The sequence below is a fragment of the Candidatus Paraluminiphilus aquimaris genome (assembly GCF_026230195.1).
Taxonomy (GTDB): Bacteria; Pseudomonadota; Gammaproteobacteria; order Pseudomonadales; family Halieaceae; genus Luminiphilus; species Luminiphilus aquimaris.
Map to the genome: position 1 here is coordinate 1,340,966 of NZ_CP036501.1, position 14,526 is coordinate 1,355,491.

Annotated in this window: 14 protein-coding genes; all 14 read left to right on the top strand. The window is 53.5% G+C overall.

Features of this window, described 5'->3' with window-relative positions; all coding sequences use genetic code 11:
* Position 1 precedes the first annotated feature (1 nt).
* The 14 genes from gspD (at position 2) to E0F26_RS06205 (ending at position 14,518) form a co-directional block, all read left to right on the top strand.
* Entirely contained in the window at positions 2 to 2,005 is a 2,004-nt protein-coding gene (gene gspD, locus E0F26_RS06140; RefSeq protein ID WP_279243161.1) for a type II secretion system secretin GspD, read from the top strand.
* Positions 2,002 to 3,546 carry a type II secretion system ATPase GspE gene (gene gspE / locus E0F26_RS06145; protein WP_420887696.1) on the top strand — a complete coding sequence of 515 codons (1,545 nt, stop codon included), beginning with the start codon at positions 2,002 to 2,004 and terminating at the stop codon, positions 3,544 to 3,546. The genes gspD and gspE overlap by 4 nt, the downstream gene beginning before the upstream one ends.
* A 1-nt stretch (position 3,547) precedes the next feature.
* Positions 3,548 to 4,780 (top strand): type II secretion system inner membrane protein GspF, encoded by a 1,233-nt coding sequence (gene gspF, locus E0F26_RS06150; protein ID WP_279243162.1) that lies wholly within the window; start codon positions 3,548 to 3,550, stop codon positions 4,778 to 4,780.
* 4 nt (positions 4,781 to 4,784) lie between these two features.
* The gene (gene gspG / locus E0F26_RS06155) at positions 4,785 to 5,219 is read left to right on the top strand and encodes a type II secretion system major pseudopilin GspG (RefSeq protein ID WP_279243163.1); all 435 of its coding nucleotides are present in this window, start codon (positions 4,785 to 4,787) and stop codon (positions 5,217 to 5,219) included.
* Positions 5,220 to 5,256: 37 nt separating this feature from the next.
* Positions 5,257 to 5,832, top strand: coding sequence for a prepilin-type N-terminal cleavage/methylation domain-containing protein (locus E0F26_RS06160; RefSeq protein WP_279243164.1), 576 nt, complete (start codon positions 5,257 to 5,259; stop codon positions 5,830 to 5,832).
* Positions 5,825 to 6,232, top strand: a complete 408-nt coding sequence (gene gspI / locus E0F26_RS06165; protein ID WP_279243165.1) for a type II secretion system minor pseudopilin GspI — start codon at positions 5,825 to 5,827, stop codon at positions 6,230 to 6,232. The genes E0F26_RS06160 and gspI overlap by 8 nt, the downstream gene beginning before the upstream one ends.
* Entirely contained in the window at positions 6,219 to 6,884 is a 666-nt protein-coding gene (gene gspJ, locus E0F26_RS06170; RefSeq protein WP_279243166.1) for a type II secretion system minor pseudopilin GspJ, read from the top strand. The genes gspI and gspJ overlap by 14 nt, the downstream gene beginning before the upstream one ends.
* Positions 6,862 to 7,953 (top strand): type II secretion system minor pseudopilin GspK, encoded by a 1,092-nt coding sequence (gspK, locus tag E0F26_RS06175; protein WP_279243167.1) that lies wholly within the window; start codon positions 6,862 to 6,864, stop codon positions 7,951 to 7,953. Before gspJ ends, gspK begins: the two co-directional genes overlap by 23 nt.
* A gap of 129 nt (positions 7,954 to 8,082) precedes the next feature.
* Entirely contained in the window at positions 8,083 to 9,234 is a 1,152-nt protein-coding gene (gspL, locus tag E0F26_RS06180; RefSeq protein ID WP_279243168.1) for a type II secretion system protein GspL, read from the top strand.
* A complete protein-coding gene (gene gspM / locus E0F26_RS06185) occupies positions 9,234 to 9,701 on the top strand; it encodes a type II secretion system protein GspM (RefSeq protein ID WP_279243169.1) in 468 nt (155 codons plus the stop codon). The genes gspL and gspM overlap by 1 nt, the downstream gene beginning before the upstream one ends.
* Positions 9,701 to 10,441 (top strand): type II secretion system protein N, encoded by a 741-nt coding sequence (gene gspN / locus E0F26_RS06190; RefSeq protein ID WP_279243170.1) that lies wholly within the window; start codon positions 9,701 to 9,703, stop codon positions 10,439 to 10,441. The genes gspM and gspN overlap by 1 nt, the downstream gene beginning before the upstream one ends.
* Before the next feature lie 52 nt (positions 10,442 to 10,493).
* Positions 10,494 to 11,777, top strand: a complete 1,284-nt coding sequence (locus E0F26_RS06195) for a serine hydrolase domain-containing protein (RefSeq protein ID WP_279243171.1) — start codon at positions 10,494 to 10,496, stop codon at positions 11,775 to 11,777.
* A 5-nt stretch (positions 11,778 to 11,782) separates the two neighbouring features.
* Positions 11,783 to 13,123: a sodium-dependent transporter gene (locus tag E0F26_RS06200; RefSeq protein ID WP_279243172.1), complete on the top strand. Its 1,341-nt coding sequence runs from the start codon at positions 11,783 to 11,785 to the stop codon at positions 13,121 to 13,123.
* A gap of 3 nt (positions 13,124 to 13,126) precedes the next feature.
* Complete coding sequence (locus E0F26_RS06205; protein ID WP_279243173.1) at positions 13,127 to 14,518, top strand: alanine/glycine:cation symporter family protein; 1,392 nt, start codon at positions 13,127 to 13,129, stop codon at positions 14,516 to 14,518.
* Positions 14,519 to 14,526 lie beyond the last annotated feature (8 nt).

The following is a 14,526-nucleotide window of genomic DNA, read 5'->3' on the forward strand; positions in this document are numbered from 1 at the left end:
CATGCAGGCAAAGCTGGCTAAATTTAAAGCATTGATTCAATCGCTCGTCCTATTCATGGCGTTGTGCGTTCCGCATGCGGGTGCTCAGGATTTCACGGTCAATCTGAAAGACACGGATATTCAGGAATTCATCGAGTTTGTGGCTGACGTAACCGAAACGACGATCGTTGTTGACCCCTCTGTTAAAGGCAAGATTAAAGTTATATCAAGCAAGCCCGTATCTAAGGCAGAGTTGTACGATTTGTTTCTGTCCATTCTCGATGTGCACGGTTATACCGCAGTCAGGAGCGGCGCCGTGGTCCGCGTTATCCCCAACAAAAATGCTCGCTCTTCACCGGTGGATGTCATCTCGGGGACTTCGGACATCAACGCAGAATATGTCACTCAGGTAATACGTTTAGATAATGTCTCTGCGGCAAAGCTCATTCCGGTGCTCCGTCCATTAGTGCCCCAGCAAGCTCATATGGCGGCCTACGCACCGAGTAACGCGATCATCATTTCCGATATTCGCGCCAACATTGATCGAATGGAAAAAATCATTGCCAGCATGGATCAGTCTGCTGTTAAAGAAACGGAGATCATCAAGCTAAAGTATGGCGTCTCTACTGACGTGGTTGAAATGCTCAAGACGCTAGAAAAGTCGCGCGCAGGTGAAGGTGCGGACGCGAGTAAGGAGGCGACGCTTGTTGCCGATAAGCGAACCAACAGTGTCGTCGTGACTGCGGATGAGTTGAGTATCGAACGTATCAAGAGTCTGATCGACTACCTCGATATACCGCTTGAGCAAAGCGGTAATGTTCGGGTGATGTACCTTGAGTATGCCGACGCGACGGAGGTTGCCGAGGTCTTGACGCGGGTAATGCAAAATCTATCTCGACTCGATGATGAGGCGAGCGGCCGGAGTCGCGCCGCGAACGCCGCTAAATCAACGATCGAAGCCGATGCAGGGACAAACAGTCTCATCATCACGGCCGATACAGACGAGATGGCAGCGCTAGAGTCTGTTATCGCGCGCCTGGATATTCGCCGCGCTCAAGTGCTGGTAGAGGCCATTATCGTTGAGATGGAAATTGTCGAAGGGCGTGAGCTGGGCTTGCAGTGGCTGTTTGCCAACGACTCGGGACTTTATGGGAGCAACATCAGTAGTAGTAGCGCGCAACAGGCGCGAAACGCCACCATTGCACAGGCTATTATTCCCCAGGACTCCGAGTCTACGGACATTGGTATTCGCGATCTCGCAGGCGCCCTATCTCAAGTCCCCGGAACCACCTTCGGTTGGGGCGTAGTCGATGAAGGTCTGACAATGACCACCATCTTAAATGCGCTTGAGTCACAGGGTAACGCCAATATCTTATCAACGCCCAGCCTCCTGACCCTAGACAATGAGGAGGCCTTCATTACCGTGGGACAGCAGGTGCCTTTTGTTACCGGAAGCTATACCAATACGGGCGCAGCCAATGGCGTGGCAAACCCCTTCCAAACCATTCAGCGTGAAAATGTCGGCGTGACGCTCCAAGTGACCCCTCAGATAAATGAAGGTGACTCGGTGGTAATGGATATTGTGCAAGAGGTCTCTAGTATCTCTCAGCAAGTTCTCTCTGCCTCAGACGTCATCACGAATGAGCGCAAGATCGAGACAAAAGTGCTGGCTAAAGACGGCGATATTGTCGTGCTCGGCGGTTTGGTTAAAGACGACGTTCAGGACTCTCAACAAGGTGTCCCTTTGTTGTCGGATATCCCCGTTTTGGGGCGTCTTTTCCGAAGCGATGTGGTGTCAGTCACCAAGTCAAACTTACTCGTATTTATTCGTTCTACGATTATTCGCGACGACGCTGACCTTGCGGGTGCGACAGCTGAAAAGTATCGCTACATTCGTGATCAGCAGCGGGAGCGGCGCGCTCAAGGCTTACGGTTCCTTGATGACAGCGTGATGCCTGTCCTGCCCTCTTGGGAAGACCGTGTTAGGTCTTTACCTGAGGCCAATGAGGAGTCGATCGAGCAGTGAATACGGCCACTGACAAACTCGATGATGTCGCAGCAATTCCGCTTGAAACGACGGTTGAGCTGTCCGGTGAATCGGTCCGTGGGTTGTTGCCGTTCGGGTTCTCTAAGGCCCATCAAGTGGTGTTGGAACGTGGCGACGACGGTTTGGTGCTCAGTCATGTCGGACGGTTACAGACCGATACCTTGCTCGAAGTGCGAAGAGTAGCGGGTGAGAAGTTTCTACTGGAGAAAGTGGATGAAGCTACGTTTCAGCTACGTTTAAGTGGTGCGTACCAGCGAAGCCAAAACCAGGCGGCGCAAGTGGCTGAAGATTTATCGTCCGATGTTGATTTAGCGAAACTGGTCGATGAGATACCGGATTTAGGCGACCTCGCTGACGCGGAGGATGACGCGCCGATCATTCGGCTGATCAACGCTATTTTGTCTCAGGCGGTGAAAGAGCAAGCTTCAGACATTCACATTGAAACCTTTGAAGATCGATTATCGATTCGCTATCGAATCGATGGTGTGTTGGCGGAGGTACTATCACCCAAGCGAATGCTGGCACCTCTTTTAGTGTCGCGGCTGAAGGTGATGGCTAAGCTCGATATTGCGGAAAAGCGTATCCCACAGGATGGCCGTATTTCAGTGCGGATTGCAGGGCACGCGATCGATATTCGTATGTCGACAATGCCCTCGGCACACGGCGAGCGCGTGGTGTTGCGATTGTTGGATAAGCAGGCGGGACAACTTGAGCTTGGCCAGTTAAAGATGAATCAGCAGGTCGGCGAGGGATACCGGTCTTCACTGGCGCGTCCACACGGCATTATTTTGGTGACGGGGCCAACAGGCTCGGGTAAAACAACGACGCTGTACGCTGGTCTCTCGAGCATCAACCAAACTTCACGCAATATTTTGACCATCGAGGACCCTGTGGAGTACATGCTGCCAGGTGTCGGTCAAACGCAGGTCAATACAAAGGTGGATATGACCTTTGCGCGTGGCTTGAGAGCGATTCTTCGTCAGGATCCCGATGTGGTTATGGTGGGCGAAATTCGCGACCTTGAGACGGCGGAAATCGCGGTTCAAGCCTCGCTTACAGGGCACCTAGTGCTATCCACACTTCACACGAATACGGCCATTGGTGCTGTCACGCGCCTACAAGATATGGGTGTTGAGCCTTTTTTGCTGTCATCGAGTCTGGTGGCAGTCATGGCACAGCGCCTGGTTCGTCTGCTATGCACGGATTGTTGTGAGTCAGCGGACGCGACACCGGCCGAGCGTGAATTGCTGGGCCTGGAGGGTGATGCGCCCGTTCAGCTCCATCATGCAAAGGGTTGTCCAAAGTGCAACATGACGGGATATCGAGGTCGCACCGGTATCTACGAGCTAATTGAGGTCGATGAGACCCTTCGTACTGCCATTCATGAGGGTGTTGGTGAGCAGGCGATGCTTGAAATCGCCCGCATGAACTACCCGGGTATTCAGGCAGATGGCAAGCGCCGAATTCTGGCCGGTGAGACGACGCTGGAAGAGGTGTTGCGCGTTACCTCGGTGAAATAGTATGGCGGCCTTTAAATACAGAGCCCTCGACGCCTCAGGCAAAATTGTTAAAGGTGTTCTAGAAGGTGATTCTGAGCGGCAAATTCGTGTCCAATTACGTGCAAAGAATCTTCGTCCGCTCGAAGTCGGTCCTGCGAGCCGGAGAATTGCTGCCGGTGCAAGCGGCTCGTCAGGCGTGCGCCGCGGCTTATTTGCCCCGAGACTGAGCGGAAGCGATTTAGCGCTCATTACCCGGCAGTTGGCGACGCTTGTCGCGTCTGCCTTGCCGCTGGATGAGTGTTTGCAGGCCGCAGCGGAGCAAACAAGAAAGGCGTCAACGAAAGCCCTACTTCTGCAAGTGCGATCCAAGGTGGCAGAGGGACACACCCTTGCGCACGCAATGAATCAATTTCCGCAGACCTTTGGTGATATGTATCGCGCAATGGTGAACGCGGGTGAGCAGGCCGGCCAATTGGGCCCTGTTCTAGATCAGCTTGCCGATTACACAGAGAGCCGGCAGCACACCTCGCAAAAGCTTCAAATGGCGTTGATTTACCCCTTCGTATTGATCGGTGTAGCGATCGCGGTGGTAACCGCCTTGATGGTATTCGTGGTTCCTGAGATGGTGGGGATCTTCGCTCAGACCAAAACCGACTTGCCTCCACTTACGGTGGCACTGATTGCGACGAGTGATTTTTTAACCAACCATGGCTGGTTGCTCGCCGTTGCTCTGGTTGGGGCGGTCATAGCCGTTCAGCAGCTGCTCAAACGACCCGTTTATAAGCGTATGTCAGATGGGGTGCTTTTGCGTATTCCCGGAATTAGGCGCGTCATCATTGGCATGGATACAGCGCGTTTTTCCTCGACACTCAGCATTCTCATGGCCTCGGGTGTGCCGCTACTCGATGCGCTTAAGATTGCCGGAGCGGTCATGAATAACCTGGTACTGCGCACCTCGAGCCAACAGGTAGCAAGCAAGGTTCAGGAAGGGTCTAGTCTTAATCGCGCTTTATCGCAGGAAGATTTTTTCCCGCCGATGATGGTGCATATGGTCGCGTCGGGCGAGACCAGCGGCGAACTTGAGACAATGCTTGAACGATCCGCGACGAACCAAGAGCGCGAGCTCGAGGCAACACTTGGCACCATTATGGGGCTGTTTGAACCCATTATGGTGGTGGTGATGGGCGGCTTGGTACTAACAATAGTGATGGCGATTTTGTTGCCAATATTCGATTTGAACACGATGGTGAGGTAGTGAAGTGAAGAAGCAAAACGGTTTTAGTTTGATAGAAATCTTAGTGGTTCTAGTCATCATGGGGTTGCTCATTAGTGTCGTAGCGCCAACTGTCCTCAACAGCGCAGACGATGCCAGAGTGCAGAAAGTACAAGCGGACTTTAAATCGATAGAGACCGCATTGAAGATTTACCGGCTCGATAATTATGTGTACCCCAGTACGGAACAGGGGCTCGTTGCACTGGTTGAGCCGTCAACGCTGGAACCTGAGCCACGTAACTTCAAGCGAGGCGGCTATCTCCCAGAGGTGCCAATGGATCCATGGGGTCGCGAGTACCTCTACCTCTCACCGGGTGAATACGGCGAGGTGGATATTTACTCTCTTGGTGCAGACGGTTTGCCAGGAGGGGAAGACCAAAGTGCCGATATTGGCAACTGGGGTGAAGGCGACGACGCCTAATTTAACCATTACACGGTTCTACCTGGGAGCCTAACGCGTGAGTAAGGGACAGCGAGGATTCAGCCTCATTGAAATGTTGGCGGTTGTCTTCGTCGTCGTGCTGTTGACCTCGCTTGTGAGCCTGAATGTCGGTTCGGGTGGTGCCGATATCAGTCGTGAGAATAAGGTTCGCGATGTGGCTGCCATGCTGAGTTATGCACTGACAGAGGCCGAACTGAGCGGCACAGATCACGGGCTTTTTATCCACCGACTTGCCGAGGGTGAAACAGCCTATCAAGGGCTTTGGTTACGGCGTTACGATCAGGGCTGGGCACCGCCGATTTCGCGTAACGATGCCTTTGATGATCTCCAGTTTGAGCCCGGTATCGACTTAGAGTTGCGACTCGATGAGCAGCCGCTCGTTGACTTTGAGGTGCTCGGGGAAGAGGTCAACCCTCCGCCACAGATTATTCTCTTTGCGGGAGGCGAGGTGACCCCGGGCGAGCTAACGTGGATTGACGATCGCACGGGCGACTTGCTCTATACACTCCGCTGGGACCTATTTGGACGCATGGAATTCATGCCGAAGGGTTTAGAGCCCGATGATGCTCTACAGGAGACCTCATTTGATTAACCGCCGATCGATTCAGCAAGGCTTTACGCTGGTGGAGGTGATGGTCGCGCTCACTGTCGTTGCGGTGACGCTCCCCGCGCTACTCTTCTTACTCTCTCAACAAGTCGATGGCACCGCTTACTTGCGTGACCGGTCGGTTGCCCAGTGGGTGGCGGCAGATCGCGTAGCGGAAGTCCGTCTGACTGTTGCAAAGCAGCGCAGAGCGACTACCGGGGTGATCGCTGGCGAGTCTGAGCGTGCCGGGCGCACTTGGTATTGGCGCAGTGAAATTCAAGAGACACCGGTTCAGGGTTTCATGCGTCTGACTGTAACGGTGACGTCAGAGGAGTCTGAGGAAGACTCGGCGCTCTATACCCTCGACGCGTTTCTCAATGCGGAGGTGATTAATGCTTCCGGCTAACCTTGGACAGTCACACCAGGGGTTTACCCTCGTCGAGGTCTTGGTTGCAATGGCAATCACGGCCTTCGTGTCGTTACTCTCTTACCAGACACTGTCGACGGCCATCACAGGCATTGAATCGGCAAGAGAAGCCTCCGAGCGACTTCACGAAATCAATCGGGCTTTCACGGTCATGTCACGCGATATCCGCCAACTGACAAATCGTCCGGTTATTGATGAATTTGGTCAGCTCGCTTCAGCCGTATCCGGCGGACCATTGGCTCGCGACCCGCTTAGGCTCACTCGTTCAGGTTGGCACAACAGCACAGGCGCGCCCCGCAGCACACTCCAGCGTGTCGCTTACCGTCTCGAAGAAGGGCAGTTACTGCGACTGACTTACCCTGTTTTGGATAGAACAACGGCTATTGAGCCGCGAGAGACTGTCTTGCTGGAGAATGTCGATACCTTAGAGTTCCGGTTTTTACCCACGGTGAAGGACCTTGAAGTCGACCGCAATCAAGTGATTGATCGGCGCTCGTGGCAAGAAAATTGGCTAGCTGAGGTCGGTTTTACGAACCAGTTAATTGCACCGCCGGCGGCAATTGAACTGCGCATTACGCTGTTTGATTGGGGAGAGTTGGAGCGACTTTATGTCTTGCCTGCCTTCCAATAAGCGACATTTGGGTAACGACGCGCAAACGGGCGCGGCCTTGGTTATTGCCCTCTTAGTTTTCGCACTATCGGCTGCGCTGATGGTAGGCGTGCAGAGAGACTTCTCACTGCAATTGCAGCGCAGTACCAATACATTTTTTGCCGAGCAGGGCTGGTCTTTCTTGTTGGGCGCTGAGTCGCTCGCCGAATTGGCGCTGAGGCTCGATGCAGATGAAGATGGTCTCAGTGACGCGCCTGTTGATTCTCTTTTAGAAATTTGGGCACAACCGCAGGCGCCCTTTCCGTTAGATGGGATCGGCTTTTTAAGTGGTGATATCTCCGACCTCCAGGGACGGTTTAATCTCAATGGTTTGGTAGAGATTCCGCGTCAACCTGGTAGTCGAAACCCTGATGAGCAAGAACAAGACACAGCCCAAGTCGTTGATGGATCGAGTGATGAATCGAAGCGATTCAATGCGCAGCAGCGTGTTTTTCTGCGCTTATTGCTCTCCATTGAAGAGGCTGAACTGAACCGTGGTGAGGCTATTCGTATCGTGGAGCGGGTCTCTGATTTTATCGACGCAGATAGAAACCCGCGGTTGGACGGAGCGGAGTCGGAGGTTTACTTGACGTCGGCGTTTCCCTATCGGCCACCAAACAGACCGCTCGCGAGTGTGAGTGAGTTGAGGGCGGTCGATGGCATCACCCCAGAGCTTTACAGGCTCCTCGCGCCCTACCTCACGGTGTGGCCTGTTGAGGGAAGTAAGGTCAATATACTGACCGCCTCCCCACAATTACTCGGTGCTTTGAGCGGTGATGATGCGTTTGAACCGTTGGCGCCACAGGAGGTCGCGCGCGTCATCGAGTTGCGAGCCGAGGGAATGATCACGGACGTCGATACTTATCTCTCAGATGCGCTGTTTACGAATGCTACGACGACCGAATTACGCAACTTGATTGATGTTAAATCAGACTGGTTCTTGCTGGATGCGCGTGTCGAAATCGCAGGCAGAGAGCGGCGGCTCTCAAGTGTTTTGAATAGGCAGGGACGCGCTGTTTCTGTTATTCATCGCACTGAGGGCGAACTTTGATGCCGTATCAGATGGGAGTCTTGAATCGCGTTATCGCAACAGCGCTAACATCAAGACGATTAGATCGCTTACACTACGGGCGTTGTTGGCCCGGGGGCGGGCGACGATACTTAGAGGTCTCGTAAGTCGATGCATACCGAAAACCCTAGCGTTGTGATCTGGCAGGACGGAGCCCCCGTGCTATGGCGTGCCGGGTCGCTCGAAGCGGAACCGGTTTCTGACGAAACCCTCTTTCCTTCGGGTGTCATAATTGGCCTACCAAGCGATGATGTCAGGACAACGTTGCTTGAGGTCTCGGCCGATGAGCAAAAACACTTAGCATCCTCTTTGCCTTACATGATGGAAGAGCAGGTGGCGAATGATGTCGATGAGCTGCATTTCGTCTCCATGGCCGTTACCGACGAGCACCATTTGGTTGCCTTTACCCGCCAGGATCAGATGAGGGCATGGATTGATGCACTGCCGGGTTCTGACGAGCTCAAAACATTCAGTCCCGAGGCATTGTGCCTCCCCCTAAAGGACAATGAATGTTGTGTTGTCGTAAGCGGCGACAGTGCGGTGCTTCGATGGAGCGACGCTGAAGGTGCAAGGGTTGATCTGAGTTTGCTATCAGTGGTTCTGGATTCGCTCTCGAGCTTACCTGAGACAATCATCATTTACGGTACGGACCGCGATGCAGTGCTCGCCCAACTGAATGACGAACAAGCCTCACGCGTGGATTGGCGACAGGGAGGCTGGGGTGCGCTTTTGATGCTGTCGCAATCTAAACCCACCATCAATCTTCGTCAGGGGTCCTTCGCGCCGCGTCTTCCACTCGTAAGATGGTGGGGCATCTGGAAGACCATTGCGATTGCCGCAGCGCTCGCTGTTACGGTGCAATTTGTCGCCGATCTTGCTCAGTATCAAACGCAAAAGGCGTATAACCTCGAGCTGCGATCAGCAATCCAAGACACCTATCGTAAAGCCAATCCACGGGGTGCAGTAGTCGATGTCGAGAAGCAATTGGACCGGCAGATCGCTGAATACGCAGGCGGTGAGGGTATTGCGGCGTTCACACCAAAGTTGGTGGACGTTGTCACGGCGACACTGGCGCACGAGGGCCGTGTTACGTCAGTGAATTACAGCTCCGGCCAGTTACGACTTAATTTAACGGCCAATAATTTTGCCGCTGTTGAGCGAATCCGGCAGCAGCTAGAGCAAGCCGGATTGACCGCGACCTTGGAAACCTCAAACGCTCGGGGTGACGAGGTGCGGGCACGCTTGCGTGTGGAGGTGTCGTGATGCGAGAGTGGTTTAACGCACAAACACCCAGAGACCAAATTGCATTGATCGCTTTGGCGGCTGCCGTTGTCATCTATAGCGTCGTCGCATTTGCTTTGGTGCCCGCTAGTGAGGCGCGCAGCCAAATGATGGCAAATAACAAAGCGGCGACGGCACAGCTTGCACGTGTTGAGGCGAAGGTAAGTCAACTAGTGGATCTTCGCGCTAACGGAGAGTCCGGTCAGAATCAGAATTTGTCATCTACGCTGAGTGCGGCCGCTCAAAATGCCGGGCTTACGGTAAAGAGACTGCAGCCGAACAGCCGAGGCGAGGTGCAGGTAAGGTTTGAAAGTGTTGAATTCGATGCGCTTTTACAGTGGCTGCAAACGATCGAGGGTAATGAGGGGCTACGAATTATAGATGCCTCGGTGAGTGATGCTGGCCGCTCCGGCGGTGTGAATGCGACCCTCAGGGTTCGGGAACAGTAGTGAGTAATCGGCGGTTCTTCATCGCGCTGAGTACTGCCTTGTTTGCGGTTTTACTGCTTGCTCGGCTTCCCGCGTCCATCGCTACTCAGTTACTGCCGCCCTCTATCAGTGTGTCGACTTCTTCAGGCACCATTTGGGAAGGAAGCGCTGCGCATGTTCAGGTAAACCTGAACGGGAAATGGTTTGCCTTGGGGCGCGTTGATTGGGAGCTTCACCCCCTTGGCATCCTCGTCGGTGACGCGGTAACCATTCGTTCAAAATGGGGCAGCCAGCACATTGATGTGTCGGCAGGGGTTACTTTGAGTGGCGAGGTTCGTGTCTCTAATGCCACTATCCACACTGATATCGGCTGGGTAAAAACGCTACTGCCCTTATTTATTGCCGGAGATCTAAACGCAGATATTGATGAGTTGCGTGTTACAGCCTCCGGACTTCCCGCTGTCCTTACGGGTCGTATTGTCTGGGAAAATGCCGCTTGGCAGGCCGTTGGTGGCGACGTGTCACTGGGTACCTATGTCGTTGAAATCGCGACGGATGAATCGGGTATTTCGGGCCGCATCATGACCCTGAAAGGGGCACTTGAGTTAACCGGTGAGTTCGGACTCAAGGGCGACGCGTACTCCGTTGCGGCCGATCTTTCTGGGGCGGCTGCTCGAAACGAAGCGTTCCAACAGGCCATTGCCTTATTGGCGGTCCCGACAGAAAGTGGCTACCGCATCGATTTAAGCGGTACACTCTAAGCGAGTTGGGCTCTGGGGCCTGCCTACTAATAAAAAACAAAGTGAGATGCCTATGAAGTTCTGGCAGAGGCTTGTTGGCCTTCTCATAGCGGGAGGTGTTATGTCGACAGCAGCGAATGAATCCCCTGCGGTGATGGATGGATTCCCTCCGTCAGCAGAGTCGCAGGTAACGAAAAAAAATCAGCGCGATTGGCCCTACAGTCAATGGGCCTTTCAAAACTTTGGCGCCCCAAATAACACCGTGATGGTCCCCCGCGCTGGTGAGATCCACCACTTTCCTCGTGATGAGGGCCGCTTGAATGACTTTGTTATTGGCGGATCGTCACTGGCAGAGGTTTTTGAGGCTAATGCGGCAGACGCTTTAGTGGTTATTCAGGGCGATACGCTTGTGCATGAGTCCTACTGGAACCAGATGGATGCGCACCGGCAGCATATCTGGTACTCCATGACTAAATCTCTCGTGAGTAGCATTGCTGGGGTGTTAGTTGAAAGTGGGCAGCTCGCTGTGTCGAAAACCCCCTCAGATTATATTCCAGAGCTTAAAGGCAGCGCCTTTGATCGCGTGACGATTCAGCACGTGCTTGACCACGCGAGCGGCCTTGCGTTCGAGGAGAATTATGTCGATCCGAAGAGCGACTTCTTTTTGTATTACGCCCCCGCATTGAATCTTGGCTATTTGCCTGGTGCGGCTGACCTTCAGCCTGGTGAATCAGATATTTATGGCGTCTATGACTTCCTTGCGCGCTTTGTCCAGCCTGATCCCGATACGCCTCCAGGCTTCCGGTTTGACTACAACTCGGCAAACGCAGATGTCCTTGGTTGGTTGGTCTCGCGTCTCATGAACAAGCCGCTTAACGAGGTTATCCGAGACGAGGTGTGGTCTAAACTAGGTACTGAGCACGACGCCTTTATTGCGGTCGATCGGGCCTACGTCCCCGTTGCAACAGGTGGATTTAATGCAACAGCAAGGGACTCGGCGCGTTTTGGCGTAATGATTCGAGACAAGGGAGTGTTCCGTGGCGAACGCGTTTTGCCCGCTTCTTGGCTCGAGCACATGGTTGACGTCAAGAAAAGCGATACCCAGGCCATGGCTCGTAATCCGAATTACTCGCAGGCTGACTGGATTGCTTACCAGGACATGTGGTGGATCCTCGACGCGCAAGCGGAGGAGTTTTGTGCTGTTGGTATCCACGGGCAAGTGATTTACGTCAATCGAAAGACCGATACAGTGATGGTGTGGTTTTCGAGTCAACGTGACGCGGCATCGACGCTTGCCCCTGAATTTCCCATTAAACTTGACGCGGCGCGACGTGCTGCAATCTATCTAGCGGAGTAAGAAAAATGGCTGCAGGAACTCCCGTATGGTCTAGCCGATTCGCCTTCATCATGGCGAGTGTTGGCTTCGCTGTTGGCCTTGGCAATATTTGGCGCTTTCCCTACGTTACCGGTGAGAACGGTGGTGGGGCATTTGTTCTGGTTTACTTGTTGTTCGTTCTCGCAATCGGCGTGCCTTGTGTCATGGCTGAGCTCATGGTCGGCCGACGCGGGCAATCCAGTCCTTCGCAGTCCATGGCTAAAGTCGCCGAGGAGAGCGGGCTCAGTCGTTTTTGGGGCGGTGTCGGAGGGCTGGGTGTGTTTACCGCCTATACGATCTCGATTACTTACGCAGTTGTTGTTGGTTGGGTGCTTTGGTATTTGATTCAAGCCGTTATGACAGGCTTTGCTGGCTACGATGCGGCAGCAGCGACGAGTTCGTTTAATAGCCTGCTCGCCGATGGCTCCACCATGCTGGTCATGACGATTCTGGGCAACCTGATTGTCGGTAGCATCATCTATGCAGGCGTGACCGGTGGTATTGAGCGCGCTGTGACTTTCATGATGCCGCTGCTTTTCGCGCTTCTAATAGGCCTTGGTATTTACAATATGTTTGCGGGCGGTTTTGGCGAAACCGTACGTTGGTTGTTCACGCCAGATTTTAGCAAGATCGATGGCTCCGTATTGTTGGCGGCCCTTGGGCAAGCGTTTTTCTCTATCGGTGTCGGAATGGGGGGAATGATGGCGTACGGCTCTTATTTGCCCGCTAATTTCTCGATTACCCGCGGCGCCATGGTCATCGTTCTCGCTGATACCTTGGTGGCTTTGCTCGCAGGCTTTGTCGTGTTCCCCATGGTGTTCAATTACGGACTCGATATGGGAGGGGGTGCTGGGCTCATTTTCCAGACCTTACCGGTGGCCTTCGCTCAGATGCCTGGCGGGCACATCTTCGCTGTGCTGTTCTTTGTCATGCTCTCGGTGGCGGGTGTCACCTCAATGGTGGGTTTGCTCGAGGCAGTAACGAGCTGGACCGATCAAAGAACCACACTGGGACGTGAGATGAGTGCTGTGGTGGTTGTCGGGTCGGTCACGTTCTGCAGTATTGCTTCGGTCTTTTCCTACAATGTCTGGCAGGACTACACCCTCTTTGGCATGAACTTTAACGCGGCTTCCGAGGGGCTGTATGACAAGATCACGCTGCCGCTGGGCGGACTGCTCATTGCATTGTTTGTAGGTTGGTTTATGAAGCGTGAGTTTGCGTTTTCTGAGTTGGCGACAAGTGAGCAAACCTTTGGGGTTTGGCAGTTACTACTGAAGTTTGTCGTCGTACCTGCGATTGCAATCATTCTCATCACAGGATTGATTTAATAGATGTTAGCAACAGTTACAGATTGGTTATGGTCATACGTGCTCATTGTGGCGTTACTCGCAGTGGGTATTCGCTTAAGTGTTACGGCGCGTTTCGTGCAGATTCGCCTGTTCAAGGAAATGTTCAGGGACCTGCTAGGTGGGTTTTCAGCGACCGATAAGGGGCTTTCGAGCTTTCAGTCATTGGTGGTGAGCGTTGCCGGCCGGGTGGGTGGCGGTAACATCGCCGGTGTCGCCGTCGCAATTACACTGGGTGGCCCAGGCGCCTTGTTCTGGATGTGGTTGATCGCGCTGATCGGCATGGCAACGAGTTTGTTTGAGTGCGCGCTTGCTCAGCTTTACAAGCAGAGCGATGGTTCTGAAACCTATCGCGGTGGTCCAGCTTATTTCATGCACTTCGGTCTTGGCTGGCGCGTTATGCCTGTCATTTACTCAGGTCTATTACTGATTACCGTTGGCTTTGGCTTTGGCTTTAATGCCGTTCAAACGTACTCGGTCACGAACTCTATTGAGTCGGCGTTTGCCATCCCTACCTGGCAAAGTGGCATTGTTCTGACCGCGGTAATGGCCATTATTTTGTTCGGCGGTATTCGTCGTCTGGCGGCCGTCTCGCAGGTCATTGTGCCTATTATGGTTGCTGGCTACTTTGCGCTCGCCGTAGGCATTTTGGTTGCCAATATTAGCGAGGTGCCCGGGGCACTGGCGCTTATCTTCAAGTCAGCCTTCGGTCTTGAGCAAATGGTTGGCGGTGGCGTTGCCGCTGCGATTATGCAGGGCGCAAGACGCGGACTCTTTTCGAATGAAGCAGGTCTCGGCACCATTCCTAATGTGGCCGCAACAGCCGATGTCCAACATCCGATATCACAAGGTCTGGTGCAAAGTTTGAGCGTCTTTATCGATACCATTGTGCTGTGCACCTGTACTGCGCTCATCATCTTACTGTCCTCCGCGTACCAACCTGATGCAATCAATCCACAGGGCGTTGTACTGACCCAATTGGCGGTCGCTGAACAACTCGGTGGGTGGGGGGAGTCACTGGTGAGTGTCTTCTTGGTACTCTTCGCTACCACGACCATTGCCTACAACTGCTATTTGGGCGAGAACAGTATTGCCTACTTTTCAAATCGACCCGCTTGGGCAATACCCGCTTTCAGAATTTCAGTCTTGGTGATGATTGCATGGGCTTCGGTGCAAGACTTGGGCACTGTGTTTAGCTCCTCCGACCTCACTATGGCACTGTTGGCGATAACAAACTTACTGGCGTTGTGGTACCTGGCCCCTGTTGGTATGAAGCTTCTTCGGGACTACGAGTCACAGCTTCGCAGCGGCGTATCGCCGGTGTTCAAGCGTGAGACGATGCCGGATGAGAACATTGACAAGGGCAGTTGGTCTTGAGCGCTGTT

Bases quoted from the DNA above. Each gene is read 5' to 3' on its own strand.
- gspD (WP_279243161.1), top strand. From the start codon at position 2: ATGCAGGCAAAGCTGGCTAAATTTAAAGCATTGATTCAATCGCTCGTC.
- gspF (WP_279243162.1), top strand. From the start codon at position 3,548: ATGGCGGCCTTTAAATACAGAGCCCTCGACGCCTCAGGCAAAATTGTT.
- gspJ (WP_279243166.1), top strand. From the start codon at position 6,219: ATGCTTCCGGCTAACCTTGGACAGTCACACCAGGGGTTTACCCTCGTC.
- gspK (WP_279243167.1), top strand. From the start codon at position 6,862: ATGTCTTGCCTGCCTTCCAATAAGCGACATTTGGGTAACGACGCGCAA.
- gspL (WP_279243168.1), top strand. From the start codon at position 8,083: ATGCATACCGAAAACCCTAGCGTTGTGATCTGGCAGGACGGAGCCCCC.
- gspM (WP_279243169.1), top strand. From the start codon at position 9,234: ATGCGAGAGTGGTTTAACGCACAAACACCCAGAGACCAAATTGCATTG.
- E0F26_RS06195 (WP_279243171.1), top strand. From the start codon at position 10,494: ATGAAGTTCTGGCAGAGGCTTGTTGGCCTTCTCATAGCGGGAGGTGTT.
- E0F26_RS06200 (WP_279243172.1), top strand. From the start codon at position 11,783: ATGGCTGCAGGAACTCCCGTATGGTCTAGCCGATTCGCCTTCATCATG.
- E0F26_RS06205 (WP_279243173.1), top strand. From the start codon at position 13,127: ATGTTAGCAACAGTTACAGATTGGTTATGGTCATACGTGCTCATTGTG.